Annotated in this window: 28 protein-coding genes; 20 read left to right on the forward strand and 8 right to left on the reverse strand. The window is 64.8% G+C overall.

Annotated elements, in window-relative coordinates:
* Positions 1-60 precede the first annotated feature (60 nt).
* From BTJ49_RS09475 to BTJ49_RS09500, 6 genes are all read left to right on the forward strand, one after another.
* Complete coding sequence (locus BTJ49_RS09475; RefSeq protein WP_113065376.1) at positions 61-1440, forward strand: PhoH family protein; 1380 nt, start codon at positions 61-63, stop codon at positions 1438-1440.
* Between the two features lie 429 nt (positions 1441-1869).
* Entirely contained in the window at positions 1870-2802 is a 933-nt protein-coding gene (locus tag BTJ49_RS09480; RefSeq protein WP_113065156.1) for an aspartyl/asparaginyl beta-hydroxylase domain-containing protein, read from the forward strand.
* A 32-nt stretch (positions 2803-2834) separates the two neighbouring features.
* Positions 2835-3266 (forward strand): GNAT family N-acetyltransferase, encoded by a 432-nt coding sequence (locus BTJ49_RS09485; RefSeq protein ID WP_206098391.1) that lies wholly within the window; start codon positions 2835-2837, stop codon positions 3264-3266.
* A 3-nt stretch (positions 3267-3269) separates the two neighbouring features.
* Positions 3270-3761, forward strand: coding sequence for a VOC family protein (locus BTJ49_RS09490; protein ID WP_343125527.1), 492 nt, complete (start codon positions 3270-3272; stop codon positions 3759-3761).
* On the forward strand, positions 3758-4279 hold the full coding sequence (locus BTJ49_RS09495; RefSeq protein WP_113065158.1) for a hypothetical protein: 522 nt from the start codon (positions 3758-3760) through the stop codon (positions 4277-4279). The genes BTJ49_RS09490 and BTJ49_RS09495 overlap by 4 nt, the downstream gene beginning before the upstream one ends.
* Positions 4280-4364: 85 nt before the next feature.
* Positions 4365-5261, forward strand: a complete 897-nt coding sequence (locus tag BTJ49_RS09500) for a prohibitin family protein (protein ID WP_113065159.1) — start codon at positions 4365-4367, stop codon at positions 5259-5261.
* Positions 5262-5488: 227 nt separating this feature from the next.
* Here the strand turns inward: BTJ49_RS09500 and BTJ49_RS09505 are convergent, their stop codons facing one another.
* On the reverse strand, positions 5489-6559 hold the full coding sequence (locus BTJ49_RS09505; RefSeq protein ID WP_113065160.1) for an aldehyde reductase: 1071 nt from the start codon (positions 6557-6559) through the stop codon (positions 5489-5491).
* 109 nt (positions 6560-6668) lie between these two features.
* On the opposite strand from BTJ49_RS09505, the gene BTJ49_RS09510 reads away from it, so the two are divergent.
* Positions 6669-7265, forward strand: coding sequence for a TetR/AcrR family transcriptional regulator (locus BTJ49_RS09510; protein ID WP_113065161.1), 597 nt, complete (start codon positions 6669-6671; stop codon positions 7263-7265).
* An 89-nt stretch (positions 7266-7354) separates the two neighbouring features.
* Here the strand turns inward: BTJ49_RS09510 and BTJ49_RS15515 are convergent, their stop codons facing one another.
* Entirely contained in the window at positions 7355-7612 is a 258-nt protein-coding gene (locus BTJ49_RS15515; protein ID WP_146742313.1) for a hypothetical protein, read from the reverse strand.
* 98 nt (positions 7613-7710) lie between these two features.
* Between BTJ49_RS15515 and BTJ49_RS09520 the strand changes: the two genes are divergently transcribed.
* From BTJ49_RS09520 to BTJ49_RS09540, 4 genes are all read left to right on the forward strand, one after another.
* Complete coding sequence (locus tag BTJ49_RS09520; RefSeq protein ID WP_113065163.1) at positions 7711-8064, forward strand: metalloregulator ArsR/SmtB family transcription factor; 354 nt, start codon at positions 7711-7713, stop codon at positions 8062-8064.
* Positions 8051-8551 carry an SRPBCC family protein gene (locus BTJ49_RS09525; RefSeq protein ID WP_113065164.1) on the forward strand — a complete coding sequence of 167 codons (501 nt, stop codon included), beginning with the start codon at positions 8051-8053 and terminating at the stop codon, positions 8549-8551. The genes BTJ49_RS09520 and BTJ49_RS09525 overlap by 14 nt, the downstream gene beginning before the upstream one ends.
* Positions 8552-8952: 401 nt before the next feature.
* On the forward strand, positions 8953-9858 hold the full coding sequence (gene sigJ, locus BTJ49_RS09535; protein WP_113065166.1) for an RNA polymerase sigma factor SigJ: 906 nt from the start codon (positions 8953-8955) through the stop codon (positions 9856-9858).
* 39 nt (positions 9859-9897) lie between these two features.
* Complete coding sequence (locus tag BTJ49_RS09540; RefSeq protein WP_113065167.1) at positions 9898-10353, forward strand: carboxymuconolactone decarboxylase family protein; 456 nt, start codon at positions 9898-9900, stop codon at positions 10351-10353.
* Positions 10354-10631: 278 nt separating this feature from the next.
* Here the strand turns inward: BTJ49_RS09540 and BTJ49_RS09545 are convergent, their stop codons facing one another.
* The 3 genes from BTJ49_RS09545 to grxC form a co-directional block, all read right to left on the reverse strand.
* Positions 10632-11642: an isocitrate dehydrogenase gene (locus BTJ49_RS09545; protein ID WP_113065168.1), complete on the reverse strand. Its 1011-nt coding sequence runs from the start codon at positions 11640-11642 to the stop codon at positions 10632-10634.
* Positions 11643-11786: 144 nt separating this feature from the next.
* Positions 11787-12143, reverse strand: a complete 357-nt coding sequence (locus BTJ49_RS09550) for a carboxymuconolactone decarboxylase family protein (RefSeq protein ID WP_113065169.1) — start codon at positions 12141-12143, stop codon at positions 11787-11789.
* Entirely contained in the window at positions 12140-12403 is a 264-nt protein-coding gene (gene grxC, locus BTJ49_RS09555; RefSeq protein WP_113065170.1) for a glutaredoxin 3, read from the reverse strand. Before grxC ends, BTJ49_RS09550 begins: the two co-directional genes overlap by 4 nt.
* Before the next feature lie 189 nt (positions 12404-12592).
* On the opposite strand from grxC, the gene BTJ49_RS09560 reads away from it, so the two are divergent.
* From BTJ49_RS09560 to BTJ49_RS15520, 9 genes are all read left to right on the forward strand, one after another.
* Positions 12593-14272: a M48 family metalloprotease gene (locus BTJ49_RS09560; RefSeq protein ID WP_113065171.1), complete on the forward strand. Its 1680-nt coding sequence runs from the start codon at positions 12593-12595 to the stop codon at positions 14270-14272.
* 76 nt (positions 14273-14348) lie between these two features.
* A complete protein-coding gene (gene phoB, locus BTJ49_RS09565) occupies positions 14349-15038 on the forward strand; it encodes a phosphate regulon transcriptional regulator PhoB (RefSeq protein WP_113065172.1) in 690 nt (229 codons plus the stop codon).
* A gap of 226 nt (positions 15039-15264) precedes the next feature.
* On the forward strand, positions 15265-16305 hold the full coding sequence (gene phoR / locus BTJ49_RS09570; protein ID WP_113065378.1) for a phosphate regulon sensor histidine kinase PhoR: 1041 nt from the start codon (positions 15265-15267) through the stop codon (positions 16303-16305).
* 65 nt (positions 16306-16370) lie between these two features.
* Positions 16371-18467, forward strand: a complete 2097-nt coding sequence (gene ppk1 / locus BTJ49_RS09575; protein ID WP_240601797.1) for a polyphosphate kinase 1 — start codon at positions 16371-16373, stop codon at positions 18465-18467.
* A 66-nt stretch (positions 18468-18533) separates the two neighbouring features.
* Positions 18534-20054 carry a Ppx/GppA phosphatase family protein gene (locus BTJ49_RS09580; RefSeq protein WP_113065174.1) on the forward strand — a complete coding sequence of 507 codons (1521 nt, stop codon included), beginning with the start codon at positions 18534-18536 and terminating at the stop codon, positions 20052-20054.
* Positions 20055-20138: 84 nt separating this feature from the next.
* Positions 20139-20861, forward strand: a complete 723-nt coding sequence (locus BTJ49_RS09585) for a peptidylprolyl isomerase (protein WP_113065379.1) — start codon at positions 20139-20141, stop codon at positions 20859-20861.
* The gene (locus BTJ49_RS09590; protein WP_113065175.1) at positions 20858-21589 is read left to right on the forward strand and encodes a UDP-2,3-diacylglucosamine diphosphatase; all 732 of its coding nucleotides are present in this window, start codon (positions 20858-20860) and stop codon (positions 21587-21589) included. Before BTJ49_RS09585 ends, BTJ49_RS09590 begins: the two co-directional genes overlap by 4 nt.
* A gap of 5 nt (positions 21590-21594) precedes the next feature.
* Positions 21595-22059, forward strand: a complete 465-nt coding sequence (locus tag BTJ49_RS09595; RefSeq protein WP_113065176.1) for a YaiI/YqxD family protein — start codon at positions 21595-21597, stop codon at positions 22057-22059.
* Positions 22060-22235: 176 nt separating this feature from the next.
* Positions 22236-22460: a hypothetical protein gene (locus BTJ49_RS15520; RefSeq protein WP_146742314.1), complete on the forward strand. Its 225-nt coding sequence runs from the start codon at positions 22236-22238 to the stop codon at positions 22458-22460.
* Here BTJ49_RS15520 and BTJ49_RS09600 read toward each other — a convergent pair.
* The 3 genes from BTJ49_RS09600 to BTJ49_RS09605 all read right to left on the reverse strand — a co-directional run bounded on the left by BTJ49_RS09600 (position 22425) and on the right by BTJ49_RS09605 (position 24825).
* Positions 22425-23684, reverse strand: coding sequence for a delta-60 repeat domain-containing protein (locus BTJ49_RS09600; RefSeq protein WP_146742315.1), 1260 nt, complete (start codon positions 23682-23684; stop codon positions 22425-22427). The two genes, BTJ49_RS15520 and BTJ49_RS09600, sit on opposite strands and share 36 nt — an antisense overlap.
* 134 nt (positions 23685-23818) lie before the next feature.
* Positions 23819-24397 (reverse strand): hypothetical protein, encoded by a 579-nt coding sequence (locus tag BTJ49_RS15525; RefSeq protein WP_146742316.1) that lies wholly within the window; start codon positions 24395-24397, stop codon positions 23819-23821.
* A 74-nt stretch (positions 24398-24471) separates the two neighbouring features.
* On the reverse strand, positions 24472-24825 hold the full coding sequence (locus BTJ49_RS09605) for a hypothetical protein (RefSeq protein WP_113065178.1): 354 nt from the start codon (positions 24823-24825) through the stop codon (positions 24472-24474).
* Positions 24826-25168 lie beyond the last annotated feature (343 nt).

Genomic DNA, 25168 nt, shown 5'->3' on the forward strand with positions numbered 1-25168 from the left:
TTGCCGCCGCGGCCGGGCGGCGTGGTGCTGTCCATCTTCCGACCCAAGCGAGGTTCGTGCATGACCCGAGGCAAGCGCATCTACGCCCTGGACACCAACGTGCTGCTGCATGACCCGACCGCCCTGTTCCGCTTCGAGGAACACGACGTGTTCATCCCCATGACCGTGCTGGAGGAGCTGGACGAGAAGAAGAAAGGCGGCTCGGAAGTGGCCCGCAACGCGCGTCAGGCCAGCCGTTTCCTCAACGAACTGATCGAACGCGGCAACGGCAGCGGCATCGCCGGCGGCCTGGAGCTGAGCAGTCCCGAGGGCCTGAACCTGCGTCGCGACAACAAGGTCGGCCGTCTGTACTTCCAGCATCGCTCCGAACGCACCCACGGCAAGGCGGACAACCAGATCCTCTCCGCCGTGGAGGAAGTCCGCGAGCAGCACCCGGACGCATCCGTCGCGCTGGTCACCAAGGACATCAACCTGCGCATCAAGGCGACCATTGCCGGCATCCACGCGGAGGACTACGAGAACGACCGCGCACTGGACGATTTCGCCCTGCTCTACACCGGTTCCACCGAACTGCCCGAGGACTTCTGGGACCGCCATCCCGAATTGCGCTCGTGGACCGAGAAGGGGCAGACCTGGTACGAGGTCGCGCCCGCCGAAGACGAACGCTGGCACCCCAACCAGTGCCTGTACCTGCCCGGCGAAAACAGCGTCGAGATGCGCGTGTTCGAGGTCGCCGACGACAAGGTGCGCATGGTGCTGATGAACGACCACACGCACGCCAGCCACAGCGTCTGGGGCATCGCCGCGCGCAACCGCGAACAGAACTTCGCGCTGAATGTGCTGATGGACCCGGAGATCGATTTCGTCACCCTGCTCGGCAATGCCGGCACCGGCAAGACCCTCATCACCCTCGCCGCGGGCCTGGCGCAGGTGATGGACCAGCAGCGCTACCGCGAAATCATCATGACCCGCGCCACGGTCTCGGTCGGCGAGGACATCGGCTTCCTGCCCGGCACCGAGGAAGAGAAGATGACGCCTTGGATGGGCGCGCTGACCGACAACCTCGAAGTGCTCACCGACGGCGAGGAAGGCGGCAGTTGGGGCCGCGCGGCGACCAACGACCTGCTCGCCTCGCGCATCAAGATCCGCTCGCTGAACTTCATGCGCGGACGCACCTTCCTCAACCGCTACCTCATCATCGACGAGGCGCAGAACCTGACCTCAAAGCAGATGAAGACGCTGATCACGCGCGCCGGCCCCGGCACCAAGATCGTCTGCCTGGGCAACGTCGAGCAGATCGACACACCGTACCTGACCGAGACCACCTCGGGCCTGACCTACGCCGTCGACCGCTTCAAGGACTGGCCGCATTCGGCGCACGTCACCCTGCGTCGCGGCGAGCGCTCGCGCCTGGCGGACTTCGCGGCCGAGGCGCTGTAAACGAGAGCGACCACCAATAGCCCAATAAACCCCACCACCGTCATCCCGACGAAAGCCGGAACCCAGCGCCTCCGATGCAAGTCACTGGGTTCCCGCTTCCGCGGGAATGACGGCAGGGCAACAAAACATCACGCCAGTATGTTCGACTGCAACAACCCCACCCGCTAACGCTGCATCATCAAAAGCTTCAGCACCAAGCAACAGCCAACAACACAACAGGCCCACCGTCGTCATCCCGGCGAAAGCCGGGACCCAGCGCCTCCGATGCAGGCACCGGGTTCCCGCTTCCGCGGGAATGGCATCCTGGATCAACCAACACCCAACCAGCGTGCTCGAACGTATCCAAGCTTCCACAACGTCGCAGCCGTATCCGCACACCGGCAGCAGGCGTAAAATGAACGCGGATATCCGCATTTTCAGGCCACGCCCGTGACCCCGCGCCTCATCATCTTCCTGATTCTCGCCGTCTTCGTGCTGTGCGTGCTGCTGGTGCACCTGCGCGGTCGCGCGAAGCTGCGCTTCGACCGCCAGCTGGTGGATCACTCGGCGCTCTTCGCACCGTACAACCTGCTGATGTACGCGTTCTCCGCGGTGCCGGCCACGCCGATTCTCGACCGCGCCGGATTTCCGCAACTGGACCTGCTGAAGGACAACTGGCGCAGCATCCGCGAAGAGGCCGCGCACCTGTTCGACCAGGGCTTCATCCGCGCCGCGGAAAAGAAGAACGACGCCAGCTTCAACTCGTTCTTCAAGCAGGGTTGGAAGCGGTTCTACCTGAAGTGGTACGGCGAGGCGCTGCCCTCGGCCGAGGCGCTGTGCCCGCACACCGTGGAACTGCTCAACCGCCTGCCCAACGTGAAGGCGGCGATGTTCGCGCTGCTGCCGCCAGGCAGCAAGCTCAACCCGCATCGCGACCCGTTCGCCGGCTCGCTGCGTTATCACCTAGGCCTGATCACGCCCAACTCCGACGACTGCCGCATCTTCGTCGATGGTCAGGTCCACGCCTGGCGCGACGGCGAGGACGTGGTGTTCGACGAAACCTACGTGCACTGGGCCGAGAACAAGACCGACCAGACCCGCGTGATCCTGTTCTGCGACGTGGTCCGCCCGCTGCGCACGCGCGTGATGGAAGCGATCAACAAGCGCGTCAGCGCTTTCATGGGCCGCATCACCGCCTCGCCCAACGAGGAAAGCGACAGCACCGGCATCATCAACCGGCTGTACGCGTTCAACCACAGCGTCGGGCAGCGCAGCAAATCGCTGAAGAAGCGCTGGCCGCGCGCTTTCCGGCTGAGCAAGTACGCGCTGATCCTGATCGTGCTGTGGCTGATCTTCCTGGCGCCGTGGCCCTTCCGTGGCTGAACCCGGCCACCGAACCATAAGGATGTGATGCCGTGTCCCGCGCTCCCGAACTGATCTTGACCGACACGCCGAGCAGCGCCGAGATCGACCTGATTTCCGAGCAGTTGGACCGGTTCAACACCGACGCGACCGACATCGAGGATCGCAGGCCACTGGCCGTGCTGGTCAAGGACCCGGAGAGCGGCGACGTCCTCGGCGGCCTGACCGGGCGAACCTCGCTGGGCCTGCTGTTCGTGGACCTGTTCCACCTGCCCGTATCGCTTCGCGGCAGTGGCCTAGGCAGCCGCATCCTGCAGATGGCCGAAGCGGAAGCGAAACGCCGCGGCTGCAAGGCGGGCGTGCTCTACACCATCAGTTTCCAGGCGCCCGACTTCTACCGCCGCCACGGCTGGCAGGCCTTCGGCGAGGTGCCTTGCGACCCGCCGGGCACGAGCCGAATATTCATGACCAAGACCCTCGGGTGACGCATGGTTGAAGAGCGCACCACACCGGTTTCCCGCACACCCGCGTCCGCTGTAACAACCGGCGCGGCATCCACGCACGGGGAACGGCCACCATTCCACCTCGCCTTCCCGGTGACTTCGCTGGCACAGGCCCGCGCGTTCTACGGCGAGTTGCTTGGCTGCCCCGAGGGCCGCAGTTCGGAGCACTGGGTCGACTTCAATTTCTTCGGCCACCAGATCGTCGCGCATCTCGCCCCACCGCAGGCGACGCCGCACCGCAACGCCGTGGACGGTGACGACGTGCCGGTGCCGCACTTCGGCGTGGTGCTGGACATGGCCGCCTGGGAGACGCTGGCCGAACGCCTGCGCGATGCCGGCACCGACTTCGTGATCGAGCCGCACATCCGCTTCCGCGGTCAGCCCGGCGAGCAGGCCACGATGTTCCTGTTCGATCCCTGCGGCAACGCGCTGGAGTTCAAGGCGTTTGCCGATCGCGGCCGGCTCTTCGCGAAATGAAGCATCTGCGTACTTTTGTAAGCACGCTGCTCGCGATACTGGCCGCTGCCGCCGTCCCGGCGCTTCTGTTCGGCATCGAAAGCGACGCGGCATGCCTGGCCTTCATCTTGGCATTGGCCTGGATCCTCGTTCTGGGCCTGCCCACGTTTCTCATCCTGAAAGGGCGCGGTTGCGTGCGCTGGTGGTCGGCGCTGTTCAGTGGTTTTCTGCTCGCCGCGATACCCATCGCACTGCTGGGATGGCCCTACCATCCCGGCGGCGGCATGTCTTTCAGCGCATGGGACGGGCATCGCATGGTCGACTACGTCGTGAATGGCATACCGACTCGCGCAGGCTGGAGACAATTTCTCACCAGCACATTCGGCTTCGGCGCCCTGGGCAGCGCCTCCGCGCTGGCCTTCTGGCTGGTCTGGCGGCTGTGCGGACATCGCGAACCGGTCGTGCCGGGCACGCCACCGGAAACCCTTTCACTGGCATCGTGCCAGGGTGCCGCGCAGACGCGTGCTCGCAACGCCTGATATGGTTCGCGGCTGAGGCCGGCACGGTGCCGGTCGCCAGGGGGTGGGTCTTCGTCCTGAAGCCCCAAGCAAGGAGTTCAACGCCATGTCTCAACCACTTCGCCGAGTCGGCAGTCAGCTGCCGGTCGGCAAGCTCGCGATCGCGCTGATCGTCGTCATCCTGCTCTACAACAGCTTCTTCGTGGTCAAGCCCAGCGACGAAGCCGGCGTGCGCTGGCTCGGCGGCACGGTCATCACCAAGCAGCCGCTGGATACCGGCCTGCACTTCAAGGTGCCGTTCCTGGAAGACGTCGACCGCCTGCAGACCTCACGCAGCGTGTACACGCTCAACAACCTGTCGGTCTACACCAACGACAACCAGTCGGTCGAACTGAGCATCAGCGTGATCTACGAGATCCCCAGCGCTTCGGTGCTTAACCTGCTCTATCACGTGGGCCGGTCCGGCAACGTCGACATCGACGACACCATCTTGCCGGTCGTCCGCGACCGCGCGCTGGCGGCGTTCGCGCAGTACAACACGCTGAACATCTCCGACGAGCGCGCCAAGATCAGCGCCAAGATGAAGTCGGAAATTTCCGAGGCCCTGCGTCGGCTGTTCGGCATCCAGGTGATCGATGTGCAGCTGACCGGCATCAAGTATTCGCCGGTGTTCGTCGCCTCGGTCGAAGCCGCGGTCAAGGCCAAGGCCGACGCCGTGCGTGCGCAGAACACCGTGTTGCAGAAGAAATACGAAGGCGAGCAGAAAACCGTCACCGCCACTGCCGAGGCGCAAGCGCGCATCGCCCAAGCCAAGGGCGAAGCCGAATCGACCATCCTCGAAGCCAACGCCCAGGCCAAGGCCATCAAGACCGTCGGCGACGCCCTGCGCACCAACCCGCAGTACGTGCGCTACTACGGCATCAAGCACTGGAACGGCGTGATGCCGCAGGTGGTCGGCGGCAAGGGCACCTTGCCGATGATCGATCTGGGCAAGAATCCCTGACCCGCCCCGGCACCGTGACGGCGGCGGCCGTCACGGTGCCGGACATTTCCCGGTAACCTGATGCTGGCATCCGTGCGGCGGCTCTTCCGGCAAGGTTGCTCAGCACGACGTCGGCGAGTTCGATAACGCTCCGAATCCGGTATCGCCACCGATCATCGAATCGACCGCCCCGGATCGAGGGGCGAGCGATTTCCGCAAGCCTTCTTACGCAGAAGCTCCGGCAAGGATTACTTCGCGGCCTTGGCATCAGGCTCACCCGCGGCCGAATCGAGCCCCTGGACCAAACCCAGACGCACCAGACTCTCCGCCGTCGCCACGATCGCTTCCTCGCGCGGGCGCGGCGACCAGCCGAGCAGCCGTATCGCCTTTTCGCTGGTGGCATTCAGGTTGCGCCCCAGCAACGGCAACGCGCCGCGTAGTGTCGGATCCTTCACGGCCCCCTCACGGATCACCGCATCCGGCAACTCGCGTGTATCCACGTTTCGCCCTGCATCGCCCATCCGCTGCTTCAGCACCTTGGCGACATCGGACAGCCAGAGACTCTCGCCAGCGATCGCCAGAAAGCGTTCACCGTTCGCCTCCGGTGCAGTCATGGCGCGCACATGCAGGTCCGCCACATCGCGCGCGTCCACGAAACCGCTGTTGATCCTGGGGCTGCCCGGCTGCCCTTCCAACAGGTTCTTGATCAGACGGATGGAATGCGCGTAATCCGCGCCCAGCACCGGACCGAGAACGGCTGTCGGGTTCACCGCCGACAGTTCCAGCCCCCGGCCATCGCGCGCGATGAAATCCCATGCGGCACGCTCGGAGAGCGTCTTCGATTTCTGATACGGCCAGACGTTGTCGGCCGTCAGGTCGCTCCAGTCGGTCTCGTCGAACGGCCGCTCCATGTCACCATGACCCGCGCAGATCGCACCGAAGGCCGAGGTCAGGACGACCCGCTTGACGCCCGCGTCCCGCGCCGCACGCAATACGCGCAGATTGCCGTCGACCGCCGGCCGGACCCATTCGTCTTCGGACGTCTGCGTACCGGTCGGCGTAGGCGAGGCACCGTGCAGGACATAACTGCAACCTGCGACCGCCTCGCTCCAACCTTCGTCGGATACGAGGTCGGCTTCGACAAAGGACAAACGCTCGCCCGGCTCGGCTCCGCCGACGTTCAGCTGTTGCCGCACTTCACTTTCACGCGTCATCGTACGCACCGTGGTTCGCACCCGATAGCCCGCTTCGAGCAACGCGAGGATGCAGTGCTGCGCGATGAAACCCGTGCCGCCGGTGACCAGAACCGTGATGTTCATGCTTCCTGTTCTCCAACCCGCCTCACCGGGGATTCAGTGATCCAAACGAGTTTGTATACATCTGTATACATGCGTTTGCGAAACATGTCTACGGGCGTATACTTCAGCCATGAACACATCCCCCGGAAACACCGCGACACCGCGACGCAGAGACGCCGAAGCCACCCGCGAGGCGATCCTGGTTTCCGCGCGCAAGGCCTTCTCCGCGTCCGGCTACGACGGCGCCGGGCTGCGGGAGATCGCGGCAGGCGCCGGCGTCACGGCGATGATGGTGAACCGCTATTTCGGCTCCAAGGAACATCTGTTCGCGGAAGTCGTGGAGCAGACCATGACCCAGGGCAGCCTGATCGCTGGCGGCATCATGGATCACCCCCGTCCCGGCCATGCCCTGGCAGAAGCCCTGGTGAAGATGACCCGTGCCGATGTCACGCCAGTCGATGGCTTCCTGATCACGCTGCACTCGGCATCGAGTGCCGAGGCCGCCGACATCGGTCGCGAGAAGATCAGCACGCACCATCTGAAAACCGTCACCCGCGCGCTGCACGGGAAACGGCAGGCCGAGCGCGCGGCGTTGATCCTGGCGGTGATCGCGGGCTTCCAGGTCATGCGGCAGATGATCGCGCTGCCCCCGCTGGCAAACGCCGATGAAGACGACCTGGTCCATTTGCTCGCGGGCGTGTTCGATCAGCTGATCGCTCCGGCCTGAGCATCTTGCCTGTGCATGCGCTCGCGACCTTGCGCGCGTGCAGGACCGCGGCATGGCCGTGATGACGAACCACAGCCTTTCCGCCTGTATCAAGCGCATCGAATCGATACATGACGCGCTCGAGCAACCATCGGAAAGCCGCCTGTGACGCCGCTCGCATCTAAGCCTGAAAGCCCGTGGTCATCGGCGGTGAAAGCTCGTGGCCACGGCGGACCCAAACGCGCCGCCGCACTCTGATGGTCGAGCATGAAAATGACCGCTTGGAACAGCACATCAGGATCGACCACGTTGTCGTCTGCGAGGCCGATCACCGGACCGTCGGGCGGAACATCGCCCACGCCGTGCATGCGCCCGTCTAGGTCCATAGCCGAAGAGAGATATCGTGGGATTCGCACCTGCGAGGCCCCTCTTGCAAATCAACGATGAGCGGCATACAGTGAACCACATGGTTCACCATAAAGCCCGCCTCGACGCCACCTTCGCCGCACTCTCCGATGTCACGCGACGCGGGGTGCTGGAACAACTCGGTCATTCGGACGCCTCCATCAGCGATCTGGCGCAACGGTTCGAGATGACCCTCACGGGCATGAAGAAACACGTCAGCGTCCTGGAGAAGGCGGGACTGGTGACCACGGAGAAGATCGGGCGCGTGCGAACCTGCAAGCTCGGACGCTACCGGCTGGAAGAGGAAGCCGCCTGGATCGAGCGGCACCGCGAATTGTGGAGCGCACGCTTCGATGCGCTGGACGAAATTGTCGAACAGTTGAAACACAAGGAGAAGGCAGATGTCCGAACGTAAACAAGCCAGCCACGCCGCCAAGCACCGCACGGTCGTGGAACGCAAATCCGACCTCGAACTCGTGGTGACTCGAACCTTCGATGCCCCGGCGCACCTCGTCTTCCAGGCGTGGAGCAAGGCCGAACTGTTCCAGCGTTGGTGGGTGCCAACATCGGCGGGCCTGACACTGCTCTCGTGCGAGATGGATGTGCGCACCGGGGGCACGTATCGCTTGGTGTTCCGCCACCCGATGTCCGATCAACCGATGGCGTTCTTCGGCACGTACAAGGAAGTGACGCCGAACGAGCGCATCGTCTGGACGAACGAAGAAAGCGACGAAGGCGCCGTGACCACGGTGACGTTCGAGGAAGACGCCGGCAAGACGCACGTCACCTTCCACGAACGCTACCCGACGAAGGCGGCCCTCGAAGAAGCCATCGCCGGCTCGGCGGAAGGCCTGCCCGAGCAGTTCGCGCAACTGGATGCGCTGCTCACAGACGGGTTCTGAACCAACTGCGGCCAGCAGCGCAGGATCATCGCCGCAAGCCTGTTCGATGTCAGGTGGGGACGGTATGTCCCGACGCGATTTCTTGAAAGCCGCCAACGCGAATGCCGCAGTGACCGCCGCCAGCCCGATGCGAATTCCGCGGACGCCAATGGCCGGCACATCTTTTACAGCACGCACAGGACCGGCAAGCCAGCCGCTCTTCTTCACGGCGGCGCCGACAAAGTGTGACGCGCGATGTCCAACTTGTGGTCCATGGCCAAAAGGGGTTTCGCACGCGGTTCATGGACAGCCATCGGAGCCCAACCTTCACCCACGAGATCGCCAAGACCAGGCCTCCCGGTTCCAGTCACAACTCCACCGACTCGCGCGTCCTTGCGGTATGTTCGCACCGAGAATCGTCCATGGACCCGAAGACCGCCCAATTCCAGCAGTTCCGCCCGCGCCTGTTCGGGCTGGCGTATCGCATGCTCGGTACACCGGTCGATGCGGAAGACGTGCTGCATGAAGCCTGGCTGCGCTGGCATGCGCAGAAGGTGTCGGCGCTGGACGATGCCGAAGCATGGCTGGTCACAGTGACCACGCGGCTGGCGCTGGATCGGCTGCGGCGCGCGCGGACGGAGCGCGAGCGCTACACCGGACCCTGGCTGCCCGAGCCGGCGAGGATGGACACGGGATCGCCGGACGAGCGCATCGAGCGCGACGAGACGCTGACGCTGTCGTTCCTGCTGCTGCTCGAACGTCTGGCGCCGGAGGAGCGCGCGGTGTTTCTGCTGCGCGAGGTGTTCGACTACAGCCATGCCGAGACCGCCGCCATGCTGGGGATCGGTGAGGCCGCCTGCCGTCAGCGCGTGCACCGCGCGCGGACGCGGCTGCGCGAGGGACGTCCGCGCTTCCAGGTCGATGCGGATACACAGCGGCGTCTGCTGCAACGTTTCGTGGCGGCGCTGGAACAGCCCGATCTGGACACGCTGCGCGCACTATTCGCCGAAGACGCCGTGCACATCGCCGACGGCGGCGGACGCGCCAGCGCCACGCGGCGACCACTGTGCGGCGCGGATCGTCTGGCGCGGCTGTACCGGCAGATCGCACGCAACATCGGCGCGCAGCGTCCGCGCTACGAACTCGCCACACTCAATGGCCTGCCCGCCCTGCTGACCTGGATCGACGGACAGCTGGTCACGGCCACCTGGATCGACATCGAGGCCGACGGCGAACACATCGGCGCGATCCACGCCCTGCGCCACCCCGACAAACTCGCGCGCCTGCGGGCGGTCACGAAACCGACGGCGGCGGCGTCCTTGCACTGAACGGTCCGTTGCGACCGCCCACCCCGCAAGGAGTCCCCCATGCCCCGCTTCGCCATCCGCGATCATCTCGACGCACTCGCGCCCCTGCTCACGCTGGGCCGGAATATCCGTACCGGCACACTGGAAGCGCCGCTCACCGAACTCGTCCTCGCCCGCGCCTCGCAAATCAACGGCTGCGCGTTCTGCCTGGACATGCATACCCAGGACGCGCGCAACGCCGGCGAGACCGAACAGCGTCTGCACCTGCTTCCCGCCTGGCGCGACACGGACCTGTACAGCCCGCGCGAGCGTGCGGCGCTGACCTGGTGCGAGGCGCTGACGCAACTGGGTCACGATGCGGTGCCCGATGCGCTGTACGAAACCGTGCGCGCACACTTTGACGAGAGTGAACTGATTGATCTGACGCTGCTGATCACGCTCATCAACAGCTGGAACCGGGTCAATATCGCGGCCGCCACGCGCGGCGGCGACTACCGCCCGGGGATGTTCGCCTGACGCCCCGGCTGATTGACGGGGAGCATCCGTGCCACGGACGCTTGCTACGGTCGCGTACCAGAGGCACCTCCTGCGGTCGCACCACGGGCACTTCCTACGGCCGTCATTCCTGCGCAAGCAGGAATCCAGCGCCTTGCCGCCTCGCGCAATAGTCACTGGGTCCCGGCTTTCGCCGGGATGACATGCAAGAGTGGTTTTTCGAAACAGTCGGAGAGCAGGCACGAAAAAGGCCGCGGTAACGAACCGCGGCCTTTTCATGTTCACGCAGCGCGTCGGCTTCAGGCGGTGACGCGCTCCACCAGCGCATCGGCGAAGCTGTCCGTGGTGCCGGTGCCGCCGAGGTCCGGTGTGGTGCGGTCGCCCGCGGCCAGAGTCTCGCGGATGGCGGTGCGGATCTTGGTGCCCTTCTCGGCCATGCCCAGATGGTCAAGCATGTCGGCCGCCGCCAGCAGCAGCGCGCTGGGGTTGGCCACGCCCTTGCCGGCGATGTCGGGGGCCGAACCGTGCACGGCCTCGAAGATCGCCGCCTCGGCGCCGATGTTGGAACCCGGGGCTAGGCCCAGGCCGCCGACCAGACCGGCGCACAAGTCGGAGATGATGTCGCCGAACAGGTTGGTGGTGACGATCACGTCGAACTGCTCCGGACGCATCACCAGCTGCATGCAGGTGTTGTCGACGATCAGCTCGTTGAACTCGATGTCCGGATATTCCTTGGCGATCTCGCGCGCCACGTTCAGGAACAGGCCCGAGGTGGTCTTCATGATGTTGGCCTTGTGCACCGCGGTGACCTTCTTGCGGCCCTTGCTCTTGGCCATCTCGAAGGCGTAGCGCACGATGCGGTTGCAGCCGCGGCGCGTGGTGCGAATCATCGAGGAAGCGGTCTCGCCGTCCTCGGACAGGGTCTGACCCTCGGCCAGGTAGGCGCCTTCAGTGTTCTCGCGCACCGTGATGATGTCGATGTTCTCGAAGCGCGCCTTGGTGCCCGGGAAGCTGATCGCCGGACGCACGTTGGCGTACAGGTCGAAATGACGGCGCAGCTGCACGTTGATCGACGAGAAGCCGCCGCCGACCGGCGTGGTCAGCGGGCTCTTCAGCGCGATGCTGTGCTTGGCGATGGTGTCCAGCGTGGCGGTCGGCAGCAGTTCCCCGTGCTTGTCCAGCGCCTCCATGCCGGCCTCGACGAACTCGTAGTTCAGATCGCAGTCCAGGGCGTCGAGGACGCGCAGGGTGGCGTTCATGATTTCGGGGCCGATACCGTCCCCTCGAATCACGGCAATGGTCTTGCTCATGGGAAACTCCTTGACGACGCGCCGTCACGCGCGTGGTTGCGACATGGGACCGCGCGTAACGGAGTGCGGCAGGCGGGGGAGTTGCCTGCTGCGCGCGGCATCAGCCGCCCATTATAGCGTGCTTGCGTGAACGCGCGCCGACATTCAGGATTCGGCGCCGCCCTGCTCCAGTTCGTCCAGTGCATCCACGGCCCGCCGCAGGTGCGGAATCACGATCGATCCGCCCACCACCAGGCCGACCTGGAACACTTCGAAGAACTCGTCGCGGGTGACGCCGGCCGCATGCGCCTGGTTGACGTGATAGCGGATGCAATCGTCGCAACGCAGCACCATCGAGGCGACCAGGCCGAGCATTTCCTTGGTCTTCACGTCCAGCGCGCCGTCGCGGTAGGTCTGCGAATCCAGCGAGAAGAAGCGCTTCACAACCTGGTTGTCCTGCTCCAGGATGCGCTGATTCATGCGTTCGCGAAAATCCGCGAATTCGTCGTTCTTGCCGCTCATGCATCCGGTTCCAGCAGGGTCGCCAGCTTGCCACTGCGATCAGCGGCGGCGAGATCATCGAAACCGCCCACGTGTGCGCCGTTGACGAAAATCTGCGGCACGGTGCGGCGGCCGGAACTGCGTTCCAGCATCTCGCTCAGACGCGCCGGATCGGTATCAATGCGGATTTCCTGCCATTCCAGCCCCTTGGACTTCAACAGGTTCTTGGCCGCGACGCAGTACGGGCACACGGCCGTGGTGTACATCTGGATGTCAGGCATCTCGCAAGGTTCCTCGGTTCGGACTCGAAAGCACACAAGATGCGGATATCGTGGCCGATTAACAAGGGTGAACCGGCAACACGGCTCCTGCTGGCCGGTGAACCGGGCGTGGGGTATCGTGGTCGAACATCAGGACAACCCGCGCCGTTCGCGGCACGCCCGGCCCGTTCACGACCTTCGCGACCGTACATGTCCCTACGCTCTCCGCTGCTCGCCCTGTTCATCGCCAGCCTCAGCTTCGCCGCCGGGGCGCAGAATCGCGACGTGCGTCTGCCGGATCTGGGCAGCTCCGCCGGTGCGCTGATCTCGCCGCAGGAGGCCTCGCAGTACGGCTCCGCGATGCTGCATCAGATGCGCGCGCTGCACATGGTGCTGGACGACCCGCAGGCCAACGAATACCTCAACAGTGTCGGCTACCGCCTGGTCGCCGCCAGCGACGATCCGAAGCAGAAGTTCACGTTCTTCGTGGTCCGCGACAAGGAAATCAACGCCTTCGCCGCGCCCGGCGGCTACATTGGCGTGAACGCCGGTCTGATTACCATCGCCCAGGACGAGAGCGAACTGGCCGGCGTGATGGCGCACGAGATCGGCCACATCTCGCAGCATCATCTGGAACGCGCCTTCGAGGCCTCGAAGAAGGATGCGCCGCTGATGGCGCTGGTGCTGCTCGGCGCCATCGCCGCCGGCGCCTCCGGCCACAACAGTGGCGATGCCGGCATGGCCGTTCTGGCCGGCGGTCAGGGCCTGATCGCGCAGCGGCAGATCAACTTCACCCGCTCCGACGAGGCCGAGGCCGACCGCGTCGGCATCCAGACCCTGGCGCGCGCCGGCTACGACCCGGAGGCCATGGCCGACTTCTTCCAGCGCATGGAGGACACGCTGCGTCCCGGCAGCGGCGGGGTCTCCGTGCCCGAACTGCTGCAGACCCACCCGGTCACCGCCTCGCGCATCAGCGATGCCCGCGCCCGCGCGCGTACGCTCGAACAGCAGATGAAGAAGCAGCCTCATCCCACGCTGAACCGCGCCGCGCTGGAGAACAGCACCGTGCCGTTGCCGTTCGTGAAGGACCCGAGCACGCTGACTGCCCGACCGACATCGAACGGTCACAAAGGCATCGCGGGACTGTCATTGTTCAAGCTCATGCGCGAGCGTGTCCGTGTGCTCAGCGGCGACCCCAACAAGCTGCTGGACTACTACGCCGGCAATTTCTCGCGTCCGGGCTTCGACACACCCTCCAACCGCTACGGCTACGCGCTGACCCTGATCCAGACCGGCCAGCCGGCGAAGGCCATCCGCCAATTGCAGCCGCTGCTGAAACAGCATCCGGGCAACACCACGCTGCGCCTGGCACTGGCCCAGGCGGAATTCCAGAACGGCGAGCACGCCGCCGCGTTCGATCTCTACGCGGCCCTGTCCGCGAACGCGCCGGACGACCACGCCATCGCCATGGCCTACGCCCACGCGCTGACCCAGGCTGGCACGCAGAAGCAGGCGCGCAAGGCCGAGGACATGCTGCGTCCGATGCTGGACGACAGCGAGGACCCGGACCTGTTCACCAGCTACGCGCGCGCCAGCGAGAAAGCCGGCATGCCGATCCGCGCCGGCGAAGCCTTCGCCTACGCCAGCTACCTGTCCGGACGCCCCTTCGACGCCATGCAGCAATTCCGCCGCCTGCTGGACCGCCCGAACCTGGACTACTACCAGCGCGCACGCATCAACGCGCACATCGCCCAGTTGACGCCCCTTCTGCTGGAACTGCGCAAACGCAAGGTCGACACTCCCGACCGCGACGATGGCAGTCATTCGCTGCCGGATCGCAGCAAGGAAGGCTCCGCATCGCAGTTATGTTTCAGTCTGACATGCGGATGAACCGGGTTGTCATCGCCCGGTAACACTGGGACGCTGCAATAATCGTGTCACAGCCCAACAAGGCAGGGAACGAGGCGTGCACAAGCGCATCCTGATCGTCGAAGATGAAGCCTCCATCCGCGAGATGGTGGCATTCGCTGTCCGCAAGGCGGACATGGAACCGATTCACGCCGAAGACGCGCAGGCCGCTCACCTGGCCATCGCCGACACGGTGCCGGACCTGATCCTGCTGGACTGGATGCTCCCCGGCACCAGCGGCCTGGAATTCGCCCGTCGACTGCGACGCGAAGAACTGACCCGCGAGGTGCCGATCATCATGCTCACCGCGCGCGGCGAGGAGATGGACCGCGTCAGCGGTCTGGAGGCCGGCGTCGACGACTACGTGGTCAAACCGTTCTCGACCCGCGAACTGATCGCCCGCATCAAGGCCGTGCTGCGCCGCAGCCACGGCGACGACGAGGCCGGCATGATCGAGATCGGCGGCCTGCGCCTGGACGGCCCCGCGCACCGTGTGTTCGCCGGCGAGGAACCGGTCCGCATCGGCCCGACCGAGTACCGCCTGCTGTACTTCTTCATGACCCACCCCGAGCGCGTCTACTCCCGTTCGCAGCTGCTGGACCACGTCTGGGGCGGCAGCGTCTACGTGGAGGAACGCACCGTGGACGTGCATATCCGCCGCCTGCGCAAGGCGCTGGAGCCGTGGCAGCTGGACGGCCTGGTGCAGACCGTGCGCGGCGCCGGCTACCGTTTCTCCTGCAACGTGTAACGTGAAGCGCGCTGTGTCCGCACCGGGGTTCACCACGACCGTGCTCGCCGTCGGCGGCAGCCTGCTGCTGGCCGGCCTGCTCGGCGCGGCGATCGGCCAGACGCTGCTGTGCCTGACGCTGGCGGCGCTGATCGCGATCATCGTGCTTCTGGTGCGCGTGTACCGGCTGGCCGTCACCGTCGAGAACAACCGCTTCATCCCCGACGCCCGCTATGAGCGCCTGCGCATGCGTTCGCGGCGCCTGTCGTTGCAGCTGCGCGATCTGCGCAGCGCCGCCGCTGCCCTGCCCGACGCCGCGGTGCTGCTCGATGGCGAGGGCCGCATCCGCTGGTTCAATCACGCCAGCGAGGATCTGCTCGGCTTGCGCCGCCCGCAAGACCGCGGCGTGCCGCTGATCGAACGCCTGCGCGAAAGCACGCTGGGGCCGTGGCTGGAGAGCGGCGCCAGGGAACCGCTCAACGACGTGCCCGCGCCCAACCGCCCGGCGCTGCGCCTGGGCATGGTGATGATGCCGTTCGGCCAGCACCAGCGGCTCATGCTCGGCCGCGACATCAGCGACCTGATGCGTCTGGAGCAGGTCCGCCAGGACTTCGTCGCCAACGTCTCGCACGAACTGCGCACGCCACTGACCGTGATCCACGGCTACCTCGAACTGCTCGACCCCGGCGAACAGCCGGAACTGGCACCGGTGATCGCCGAGATGCGCGTGCAGTCCGAACGCATGGGCCAGATCGTCGAGGACCTGCTGATGCTGTCGCGCCTGGAAACGCACCAGCCGCTGCAGGAAGAACACGTCGCCATGCGTCCGCTGCTGGCCACGCTGCGCAAGGAGGCCCTCGCGCTGAGCCACGGCCGCCACCACATCGAACTGCAGGAACGCACCGAGACCGACCTGTACGGTTCGGTGCGCGAGCTGCACAGCGCGTTCTCCAACCTGGTCTCCAACGCCGTGCGCTACACGCCCACGCAGGGCCGCATCACGCTGATCTGGGAACGCACCGAGGACGGCGCGCGCTTCACCGTCGAAGACACCGGCTACGGCATTCCCGCCAATCACCTGGCGCGCCTGACCGAACGCTTCTACCGCGTCTCGTCCAGCCGCTCGCGCGACACCGGCGGCACCGGCCTGGGCCTGTCCATCGTCAAGCACGTGCTGAACCGCCATCAGGCACAATTGCACATCGAGAGCGAGCCGGGCCAGGGTTCGCGCTTCAGCTGCCTGTTCGGTTCCATGCGCCTGCTCAAACCGGTGCGCATGGACGCCTGAACGGCGCGCCATCCCCTCGTCATCATCCCGGGTCTATCATGGACCCGAGCCGCCAGGATTCCGCCGTGAACGCCTCGCCCGAACACGCCCACTCCAAGCCCGCGCCCGATCTGCTGCAGCCGGAGCTGTACATCAACCGCGAACTGGCCGCGCTGGAATTCAATTTCCGCGTGCTGGCGCAGGCGCGCGACCCGGACGTGCCGCTGCTCGAACGCCTGCGCTTTCTGTGCATCACCAACACCAACCTCGACGAATTCTTCGAGGTGCGCGTGGCCGCGCTGCGTCATCACTACGCGTTCGGCGACGCCATCCCCGGCCCCGACCGCATGGCCGCGCGCGAGGTGCTGGACCAGATCCGCGAACGCGCGCTGGAGCTGACCGCCGAGCAGTACGTGGTCTGGCACGAGGAACTGCTCCCGGCATTGGAGGCCGAGGGCATTCGCTTCGTCAGCCGTCGCGACTGGAGCGACAAGCAGCAGCGCTGGCTGAAGGGCTACTTCCAGAACGAGATCCTGCCGGTGCTGTCGCCGCTGGGTCTGGACCCGGCGCACCCGTTCCCGCGCATCCTCAACAAGAGCCTGAACCTGGCCGTGACGCTGGAAGGCCGCGACGCCTTCGGTCGCGAAGGTCACATGGCGCTGGTACGCGCGCCGCGTTCGCTGCCGCGCATCATCCGCCTGCCGGACGAAGTCGCCGGCGGACCGCACGATTTCGTGTTCCTGTCCGGCCTGCTGCACCACTTCGCCGATGACATGTTCCCCGGCTTCGAGGTCAAGGGTTCGTACCAGTTCCGCGTCACCCGCAACAGCGAGCTGATCGTCGACGAGGACGAAGTCGAGAACCTGGCCTCCGCGCTGTCCGAGGAACTGGCCGGACGCGGCTACGCCATGCCGGTGCGACTGGAAATCGCCAGCGACTGCCCGAAGCCGATCACCGACCTGCTGACCGCCAACTTCGGCCTCGGCGAACACGACGTCTACCGCTGCGACGGCCCGGTCAACCTGAACCGTGTCATCGCCATCTACGACATGATCGAGCGGCCGGACCTGAAGTTCGCGCCGTTCACCCCGCGCCTGGCGCCGGCCCTGGCCCAGCACACCAGCCTGTTCGAGGCCGTGGCGCATCGTGACATCCTGCTGCACCAGCCCTACGACGCCTTCCAGACCGTGGTCGAACTGCTGCGCCAGGCCGCGCAGGACCCGCAGGTGCTGGCGATCAAGCAGACCCTGTACCGCGTCGGCATCGAGTCGCCGCTGATCGACCTGCTGGTGCAGGCCGCGCGCAACGGCAAGGACGTCACCGTCGTGGTCGAGTTGCGCGCACGCTTCGACGAAGCGGCCAACATCGAACTGGCCACACGCCTGCAGGAAGCCGGCGTGCAGGTCGTGTACGGCGTGGTCGGCCACAAGACCCATGCCAAGATGCTGCTGATCGTGCGCCGCGAGGAAGGCCGCCTGCGCCGCTACGCGCACCTGAGCACCGGCAACTACCACACCGGCACCTCGCGCGTGTACACGGACCTGTCGCTGATCACCGCGCATCCCGAGATCGGCGAGGACATGCACAACATCTTCCAGCAGCTGTCGGGCCTTGGACAGATGGCCCGGCTCAAGCGCCTGCTGCAATCGCCCTTCAGCCTGCACCAGGGCCTGCTCGAACGCATCGACCGCGAGATCGCGCATGCCCACGCCGGCAAGCCCGCGCGCATCATCGCGCGCATGAACGCCATCAACGAGCCCAGCGTGGTCGAGGCGCTGTACAAGGCGTCCTGCGCCGGCGTCGAGATCGACCTGATCGTGCGCGGCGCCTGCACGCTGCGCCCGGGACTGCCCGGCATCTCCGAGACCATCCGCGTGCGTTCCATCGTCGGCCGCTTCCTCGAACACAGCCGCGTGTACTGGTTCGGCAACGGCGGCGAACCGGAGCTGTACTGCTCCAGCGCCGACTGGATGGAACGCAACCTGCGCCATCGCATCGAGGTCGCCTTCCCGATCCTCGACCCGGAGCTGGCGCAGCGCGTCTACGACGAAGCGCTGGTCAACTATCTGCAGGACAACACCCAGGCGTGGCTGCTCAACTCGGACGGCCGCTACACGCGCACCGAACCCGGCGATGCGCCGCCGCACAGCGCGCAGAAGGCGCTGCTGGCGCCCCTGCTCTGACTGCCGGATCTGCAGCTTCGACCGCCGCCGTGTCATCATCCCAGCGGTGAACGCAAGGAACGGCTCGTGAGCGAAACCGGCGACAGCCTCCACGACGGCGACCTGCTGGCCGCCGCCGACCTCGGATCGAACAGCTTCCATCTGGTCGTGGCGCGCTACGACAAGGGCACGCCGCGCATCATCGATCGCGTGCGCGACAGCGTGCGGCTGGCTGCCGGCGTGCGCAGCGACGGCGCGCTCGATCCCGACTACCTGCAGCGCGCGCAGGACTGTCTGGCACGCTTCGGCCAGCGCATTGCCAGCATTCCCGGCGCGCACGTCCGCGCCATCGCCACCAATGCCGTGCGCCAGCTGGCCGACCCCGAAGGCTTTCTCGAGCAGGCCGAACAGGCACTCGGCCAGCCGGTGGAAGTCGTCTCCGGCCGCGAGGAAGGCCGCCTGATCTTCCTCGGCGTCAGCCACGGCCTGCCGCGCTCGAAGCAGCGCCGGCTGGTGATCGACATCGGCGGCGGCAGCACCGAATTCATCATCGGCCGCGGCCTCGAACCGCTGCAGACCGAAAGCATCCAGGTCGGCTGCGTGGCCTCGACGCTGCGCTTCTTCCCCGACGGCGCATTGACCGCCGCACGCTGGCAGCGCGCGCAGGACGAGATTGGCTTGCAGCTCCAGCAGTTTGCCGCCGACTACCGCGAACTGGGCTGGAACGAGACCATCGGCTCGTCCGGCACCGCCAAGGCCATTGGCACCATCGTGCAGAACATGAAGCTGTCCGACGACGGCGTGCGCATCGAACACCTGGCAGTTCTACGTGATCGCCTGCTGGAAGCGGGTCGAATCGACGCCATCGACCTGCCCGGTCTCAGCGCCGAGCGCGCGCCAATCATCGCCGGCGGCGTGGCCATTCTCGAAGCCGCTTTCCGCGCGTTGAGCATCCGCCGCCTACAGGTCTGCGAGATCGCCATGCGCGAAGGCGTGCTGTGGGATCTGGTCGGCCGCAGCAGCGACCGCGACCCGCGCATCGCCAGCATCCGCTCGCTGGCCGCGCGCTACGCCGTCGACACTGCCCAAGCCGAGCGCGTCGAGGACACCGCGCTGCAGCTGTTCGAACAAGCCGCCGCCGGCTGGGACTTCCACCCCGGCGAGCGCGAGTGGCTGAGCTGGGCGGCGCGCGTGCACGAGATCGGCCTGTCGATCGCGCACAGCCAGCATCACGTCCACGCCGGATACATTCTTCGCCACGCCGACCTGGCCGGTTTCTCGCGCCAGGAACAGGAACTGCTGGCCGCCATCGTGCAGGGCCATCGCCGCAAACCGGACGTCGCCTTGTTCGACGCCCTGCCCGTGCGCTACCGCACACTGGCCCGACGCATCGCCGCCCTGCTGCGCCTCGCCGTGCTGCTGCGCCGCGCGCGCCGCGAACAGAAGCTGCCGCCCCTGCGCCTGCACGCCGAAAACGATCGCATCGACCTGCATCTGCCTCCCGCCTGGCTGCAACGACATCCGCTGACCGCCACCGATCTGGAGCGCGAAGCCTCGTACATGGCCGAACTGGGCCTCCGCCTGGACATCCATGCCGACCGCGCCTGAACGTCTGCCGCGCCGACCACGCGCACACCGCGCACGGCGGGTATCATGACCGCTCCGCTGCATCCGACCGAACGATTCCACGCCATGCAAAGAATCCTGATCGCCCTCGCCTTTCTGCTGCTGTCGCCGGCGCTCTGCGCACAACAGGACAACCCCGCACCGGCGTCGTCCTCGGCCGCAGGGACCCCGGCGCCGAATCCCGAAGTGCGGATCCACACCAGCATGGGCGACATCACCCTGGAGCTGTTCCCGCACAAATCGCCCAAGAGCGTGGCCAACTTTCTGCAGTACGTGCGTGACGGTTTCTACGACGGCACGGTGTTCCACCGCGTCATCGACGGCTACCTGATCCAGGGCGGCCTGTACACACGCGAACTGACGCCCAAGCGCACCCGCGCACCGGTACAGGCCGAGGCGGACAACGGCCTGTCCAACCTGCGCGGCACCATCGCCGTGGCGCGCGGCGCGGACCCGAACTCGGGCACCGCACAGTTCTTCATCAACCTGGTCGACAACCGCCGTCTGGACTACACCAGCGACCAGAGCGGCCTGACCTGGGGCTACACCGTGTTCGGCAAGGTCATCCAGGGCATGGACGTGGTCGACAAGATCGCCAAGCTGCCCACGCATCCGCAGGGCCCGTTCGCCGGCGACGTGCCCAAGCCGCTGGTCATCATCGAGAGCGCGAAGGTAATCGGCGAGGACCAGCCCGCCAGCAACGCCAGCGCAGCGACACCGGCCAAGGCCGCCTCGGCCGCGAACGCGCCCAAGGCCGACAAAGCCACGGCGAAGAAGACATCCGCATGAGCACCCTGTTCATTTCCGACCTGCATCTCGACGACAGCCGGCCGCACATCACCGCGCTGTTCGAGCAGTATCTTGCCAGCGACGAAGTGCGCGGCGCCGACGCGCTGTACATCCTGGGCGACCTCGTCGAGGCCTGGATCGGCGACGACGACGACGCCGAACTGCCCGCGCGCATCGCCCGCGCCACCCGCGCCGTGCGGGAAGCGGGCGTGCCGGTGTATTTCATGCACGGCAACCGCGACTTCCTGCTCGGCGAGGCCTTCGCCGAACGCGCCGGCCTGACCCTGCTGGACGATCCCACCGTGCACGACCTGTACGGCACACCGACGCTGCTGATGCACGGTGATCTGCTGTGCACCGACGACACCGTCTACCAGCAGGTGCGCGCCAACGTGCGCACACCGGAGTGGAAGGCGCAGGTGCTGGCCACACCGCTGGAAGCGCGCCGCGCGCTGGCGGCCAAGTCGCGCGCCGAAAGCCAGGCGCACACCGGCAGCACCGGCGAGACCATCATGGACGTCAACCAGGACGCCGTCGAAGCCGCCATGCGCGACGCCGGCGTGATCCAGCTCATCCACGGGCACACGCACCGCCCGGCTGTGCACGACCTCGAACTCGACGGCCGCCACGCGCAGCGCATCGTGCTCGGCGACTGGTACGAGCAGGGTTCCGTGCTGCGGGTCGACGCCGACGGCATCGACCTGCGCAGCCTGCCCGTCTCCGACTGATCGCGATGCGCATCTGGGTCGACGCCGATGCCTGCCCCGTCGTCATCCGCGACATTCTCTTCCGCGCCGCCGAACGCACGGGCGTCGAACTGACACTGGTCGCCAACCGCTGGCTGAAGGTACCGCCCGCGCGCAACATCCGCGCGATCCAGGTCGAGCCGGGCTTCGACGTCGCCGACAACGAAATCGTGCGCCGCGTGGCCGCCGGCGATCTGGTGGTGACGGCTGACATCCCGCTCGCCGCCGAAGTCGTCGCCAAGGACGCCGTGGCCCTGAACCCGCGCGGCGAACGCTATACCGCGGAAAACATCCGCGAACGCCTGAACATGCGCGACTTCATGGACACCCTGCGCGCCAGCGGCATCGACACCGGCGGCCAGTCCGCACTCGGCACCCGCGACCGCCAAGCCTTCGCCAACCAGCTCGATCAACTGCTGGCGCAAGCCCGGCCGGCGCCTCGCCGCGACTGACACGTCTGCCTCGCCCGCAGCGCGTCGCCGCAAGACGGACGCCGCCCGCCTGACCATGAACCCGCTTGCCCGATATTCACAGCCGCAAGGCGGACAGCGCCACCCGACAAGGCGCCCGCTTGCCGGATTCTCGCCGCCCTAGCAGGCTGGACACTCCACCACGCCACGACACCGCCATGGCCGCCACCGACCCGCGCGTCGACGCCTACATCGCTAAATCCACCGACTTCGCCCCCTCGAACACCTGCGCGCCATCGCAAGAAATGGTTCCTGACACCGTCTTTACGAAAAAAGCAAACCCCTCCCAAGCGAACCAGGAAGGGTTTGCTGATGCTTCCGTTAAAACAACAAATGTCGAGAACCGGCTATTGGTAGCGCGCAACAACGAACGTCGTTGGTGAGTTGCCATAGCCCGCAACGACGATTTTTCCGTCACTTTGTATGGCGAGCCCTTGTACAGCAGCATTCGCGCTGCCGACCGTGGTGGTGACAGGTCCGAAGCTGTAATCCAGGTTGCCGGACTGGTCGTAACGATTCAGCGTCAACTGGCGGTAGCTGCCTGCACTCGAGTAGCCGCCGACAATGATGCCTCCATTGGCATCGATGGCTACGTCGTTGCCGATCGCATCGCTGCTACCGATGGCGGTAAGGACCTTGCCGGTGCCGGAGCCAAAGGTGGTGTCCAGCGCACCGGTAGTGGTGTAACGAACAGCCGCGAAGCGGTAGTAGCCGCTGCTCGATGTGTTCGCGTAACCGGCAACGACAATATCTCCATTGCTTTGCATGGCCAGCGAAGTGGCGATGGCGGAATTGCCGGCGAACGTGCCGCCCACATGGGTCAGAACCTTGCCGCCGGTACCGAACGTGGAGTCCAGCGTGCCATTCGTGGTGTAACGCACCACCGCGAATACAGTGCCGCTACTCGACGCGTAGCCGGCCAACACAGGTTTACCGTCCGCCTGAATGACCAGGTTGTTTGCGAAGGCGGAGCCGGTACCAACTGCCGAGGTGACGGTACCGGAACCACCGCCGAAGCTGTAATCCAGCGTTCCGCTGCTGGTAAGACGCGCCAGCGCAAAGTCGGAACCGGCATAGCCAGCCACCCAGATCAAGCCATCCTGTACGGCAACGGCCCAGGCTTCCGAAGCCTTTCCGTAGAAATTGACGGTCGCCTTGCCCGAGCTGCCAAAGGTGGTATCCAGCGAGCCATCCGGGTTGTAGCGATAGATGGTGAAGTTGCGGGTGGAAGTGAAATTCGGGCACGAGGTGCCCACCACGACGATCTTGCCATCCGCCTGCAAAGCCAGTGCGCGCGCCTGTCCGTGGCAACTTCCGGAAAGACTGGTGACAACCTTGCCGGTACCGTTGAAGCTCGTATCCAGCGCGCCACTCGTCGTATAACGCGCAAGGACGAAGTCGCCCAAGGCGTCCTGGCCCGTGGTGACAATCCGTCCGTCCGGTTGGACAACAACCCGGGCGGCGGCACCGTAGCTCCCGAAGGCAGTGGACGTGACGCCCGCCGAACCGAACGAGGGGTCCAGCGAAGCCGCACGCGTAGGCGCGGCGAAGGCGATGAGGGTGATGAGGGCGATGCCAAATGACATCCTTATCGTGTTACGGATCACGGCTTACTCTCCTTGTTGAAAGTGGTTGTATCCATCTGATTTTTCAATTCACCGTCGCTTACTGCCAAGCCTCACTCGTTGGCTTCCAGAAAACTCGCCAACCTCGCAAAAAAATTGTCCCCGACACCGTTTTTTCACATCCTCATGCTTCTAGATCCTGGTTGCTGCATTGGCTCAGGATCAGGCTCATATCCCATCGATTGCTGGTAATCTGAAATTGACATACATTCGACTATATTTCCGTCGTCTTTAACACAAGCCACTAAAGAATAGTCTGCTAGTGATAGCCCGCCAGCGCCTCCACCACCATCAGGTGGGTTTTTTAGACCAGTGAATTCTTCTACATATTTGGCAAATGCGTTCTTATCAATACCTGTTTTTAGGGCGGACTCTATTGAATCTCGATCTTTCGCGGAAAAGTAGGTTTTGCAGTTGAGGCGAAAGTTTCCATTGAATTCACCATAGATTAAATAATGATGATCATCTTTATCAGACAATTTTGTTAAAGCTTTTTCGTAATCATAAAATTTTTTAATTTCTGAGCTTAAGCAGCTTTCATCCCGCTTGAATTCAATTAGCACCCATTTATTATTGGAAGATATTATAGTATCACCGAGCTTTTCCTCTTTTCCGTCTAAAGGCGATACAAGCAAGTTTGGATCAACATGCTTTAATATAAAATAATACTCAACCGTTTTTTCCCACCACTTCATAAATATAAGATCTCCTTTATCCAGCTAACGCTGGAGTTAAGCGGCGGCGGTACGCCGTCCGCTTGACTGAACAGTTAGATTGCATTTAGCCGAAATCCCCAGAAGACCTTGAAGACGGTCTCGGGGTCAATTTGAGCATGATAGTTGAAGTACAAACGCAGAGTTCCTTGTTCGTAGTCTAGGTCGTCTTGACGTGCCATGAACATACGAGGCTCCGACCATTGCTGTGCAACCACGGCCAGCACGATATTGGACGTGACCGACCAAGTCGCGTGACCACCGGCAATGCTTGGAAGATAGCCCGACTGAACAATGCTCTCGATGATTTCGACTGGTTCGGTGCCGTCCGGCACAGAAAGCGACCTTGCGTTTGGCGCATCCACGTCGTCACCGGCTGCGACGCTGCTTCGAGATACGTAAACTTCCATATGCGATCTAACGCTGGAATTGAGCGGCGGCAAAGCCGTCCGCCTCGAATGAGTGGTTAGGTGCCACGAGCCGGCGCCTCCGTGCCCCAAACTACACCTTTTGTACTTACCGAGAGACCTGCGACCCGCCGTAGCTCTTGCCATGGTCGCGTCGAGGTTTCGTACTCGATGATCTCGTATTTGCGGCCACAAGTTTGCCAGCTCTTGCAGGGTGCTACGTTTGGCTCGCAATCCCAAGGGATGGTTGCCAAGTGACGCAAAGCTTCCCACGCCTTGGCTAAAGACGGATGCTCACTGACTTGCTCAGCGTGGCTTTCGTCCTCAATTACGAAACACTTTGGCA

Origin of the sequence: Oleiagrimonas sp. MCCC 1A03011 (assembly GCF_003267965.1) — a bacterium.
Classification (GTDB): Bacteria; Pseudomonadota; Gammaproteobacteria; order Xanthomonadales; family Rhodanobacteraceae; genus Oleiagrimonas; species Oleiagrimonas citrea.

What these genes read in the sequence shown, in the direction of transcription:
- BTJ49_RS09475 (WP_113065376.1), top strand. Translation starts at nt 61, where the DNA reads ATGACCCGAGGCAAGCGCATCTACGCCCTGGACACCAACGTGCTGCTG.
- BTJ49_RS09490 (WP_343125527.1), top strand. Translation starts at nt 3,270, where the DNA reads ATGGTTGAAGAGCGCACCACACCGGTTTCCCGCACACCCGCGTCCGCT.
- BTJ49_RS09495 (WP_113065158.1), top strand. Translation starts at nt 3,758, where the DNA reads ATGAAGCATCTGCGTACTTTTGTAAGCACGCTGCTCGCGATACTGGCC.
- BTJ49_RS09500 (WP_113065159.1), top strand. Translation starts at nt 4,365, where the DNA reads ATGTCTCAACCACTTCGCCGAGTCGGCAGTCAGCTGCCGGTCGGCAAG.
- BTJ49_RS09505 (WP_113065160.1), bottom strand. Translation starts at nt 6,559, where the DNA reads ATGAACATCACGGTTCTGGTCACCGGCGGCACGGGTTTCATCGCGCAG.
- BTJ49_RS09510 (WP_113065161.1), top strand. Translation starts at nt 6,669, where the DNA reads ATGAACACATCCCCCGGAAACACCGCGACACCGCGACGCAGAGACGCC.
- BTJ49_RS15515 (WP_146742313.1), bottom strand. Translation starts at nt 7,612, where the DNA reads ATGCACGGCGTGGGCGATGTTCCGCCCGACGGTCCGGTGATCGGCCTC.
- BTJ49_RS09520 (WP_113065163.1), top strand. Translation starts at nt 7,711, where the DNA reads ATGGTTCACCATAAAGCCCGCCTCGACGCCACCTTCGCCGCACTCTCC.
- BTJ49_RS09525 (WP_113065164.1), top strand. Translation starts at nt 8,051, where the DNA reads ATGTCCGAACGTAAACAAGCCAGCCACGCCGCCAAGCACCGCACGGTC.
- sigJ (WP_113065166.1), top strand. Translation starts at nt 8,953, where the DNA reads ATGGACCCGAAGACCGCCCAATTCCAGCAGTTCCGCCCGCGCCTGTTC.
- BTJ49_RS09540 (WP_113065167.1), top strand. Translation starts at nt 9,898, where the DNA reads ATGCCCCGCTTCGCCATCCGCGATCATCTCGACGCACTCGCGCCCCTG.
- BTJ49_RS09545 (WP_113065168.1), bottom strand. Translation starts at nt 11,642, where the DNA reads ATGAGCAAGACCATTGCCGTGATTCGAGGGGACGGTATCGGCCCCGAA.
- BTJ49_RS09550 (WP_113065169.1), bottom strand. Translation starts at nt 12,143, where the DNA reads ATGAGCGGCAAGAACGACGAATTCGCGGATTTTCGCGAACGCATGAAT.
- grxC (WP_113065170.1), bottom strand. Translation starts at nt 12,403, where the DNA reads ATGCCTGACATCCAGATGTACACCACGGCCGTGTGCCCGTACTGCGTC.
- BTJ49_RS09560 (WP_113065171.1), top strand. Translation starts at nt 12,593, where the DNA reads ATGTCCCTACGCTCTCCGCTGCTCGCCCTGTTCATCGCCAGCCTCAGC.
- phoR (WP_113065378.1), top strand. Translation starts at nt 15,265, where the DNA reads ATGCGTTCGCGGCGCCTGTCGTTGCAGCTGCGCGATCTGCGCAGCGCC.
- BTJ49_RS09585 (WP_113065379.1), top strand. Translation starts at nt 20,139, where the DNA reads ATGCAAAGAATCCTGATCGCCCTCGCCTTTCTGCTGCTGTCGCCGGCG.
- BTJ49_RS09590 (WP_113065175.1), top strand. Translation starts at nt 20,858, where the DNA reads ATGAGCACCCTGTTCATTTCCGACCTGCATCTCGACGACAGCCGGCCG.
- BTJ49_RS09595 (WP_113065176.1), top strand. Translation starts at nt 21,595, where the DNA reads ATGCGCATCTGGGTCGACGCCGATGCCTGCCCCGTCGTCATCCGCGAC.
- BTJ49_RS15520 (WP_146742314.1), top strand. Translation starts at nt 22,236, where the DNA reads ATGGCCGCCACCGACCCGCGCGTCGACGCCTACATCGCTAAATCCACC.
- BTJ49_RS15525 (WP_146742316.1), bottom strand. Translation starts at nt 24,397, where the DNA reads ATGAAGTGGTGGGAAAAAACGGTTGAGTATTATTTTATATTAAAGCAT.
- BTJ49_RS09605 (WP_113065178.1), bottom strand. Translation starts at nt 24,825, where the DNA reads ATGGAAGTTTACGTATCTCGAAGCAGCGTCGCAGCCGGTGACGACGTG.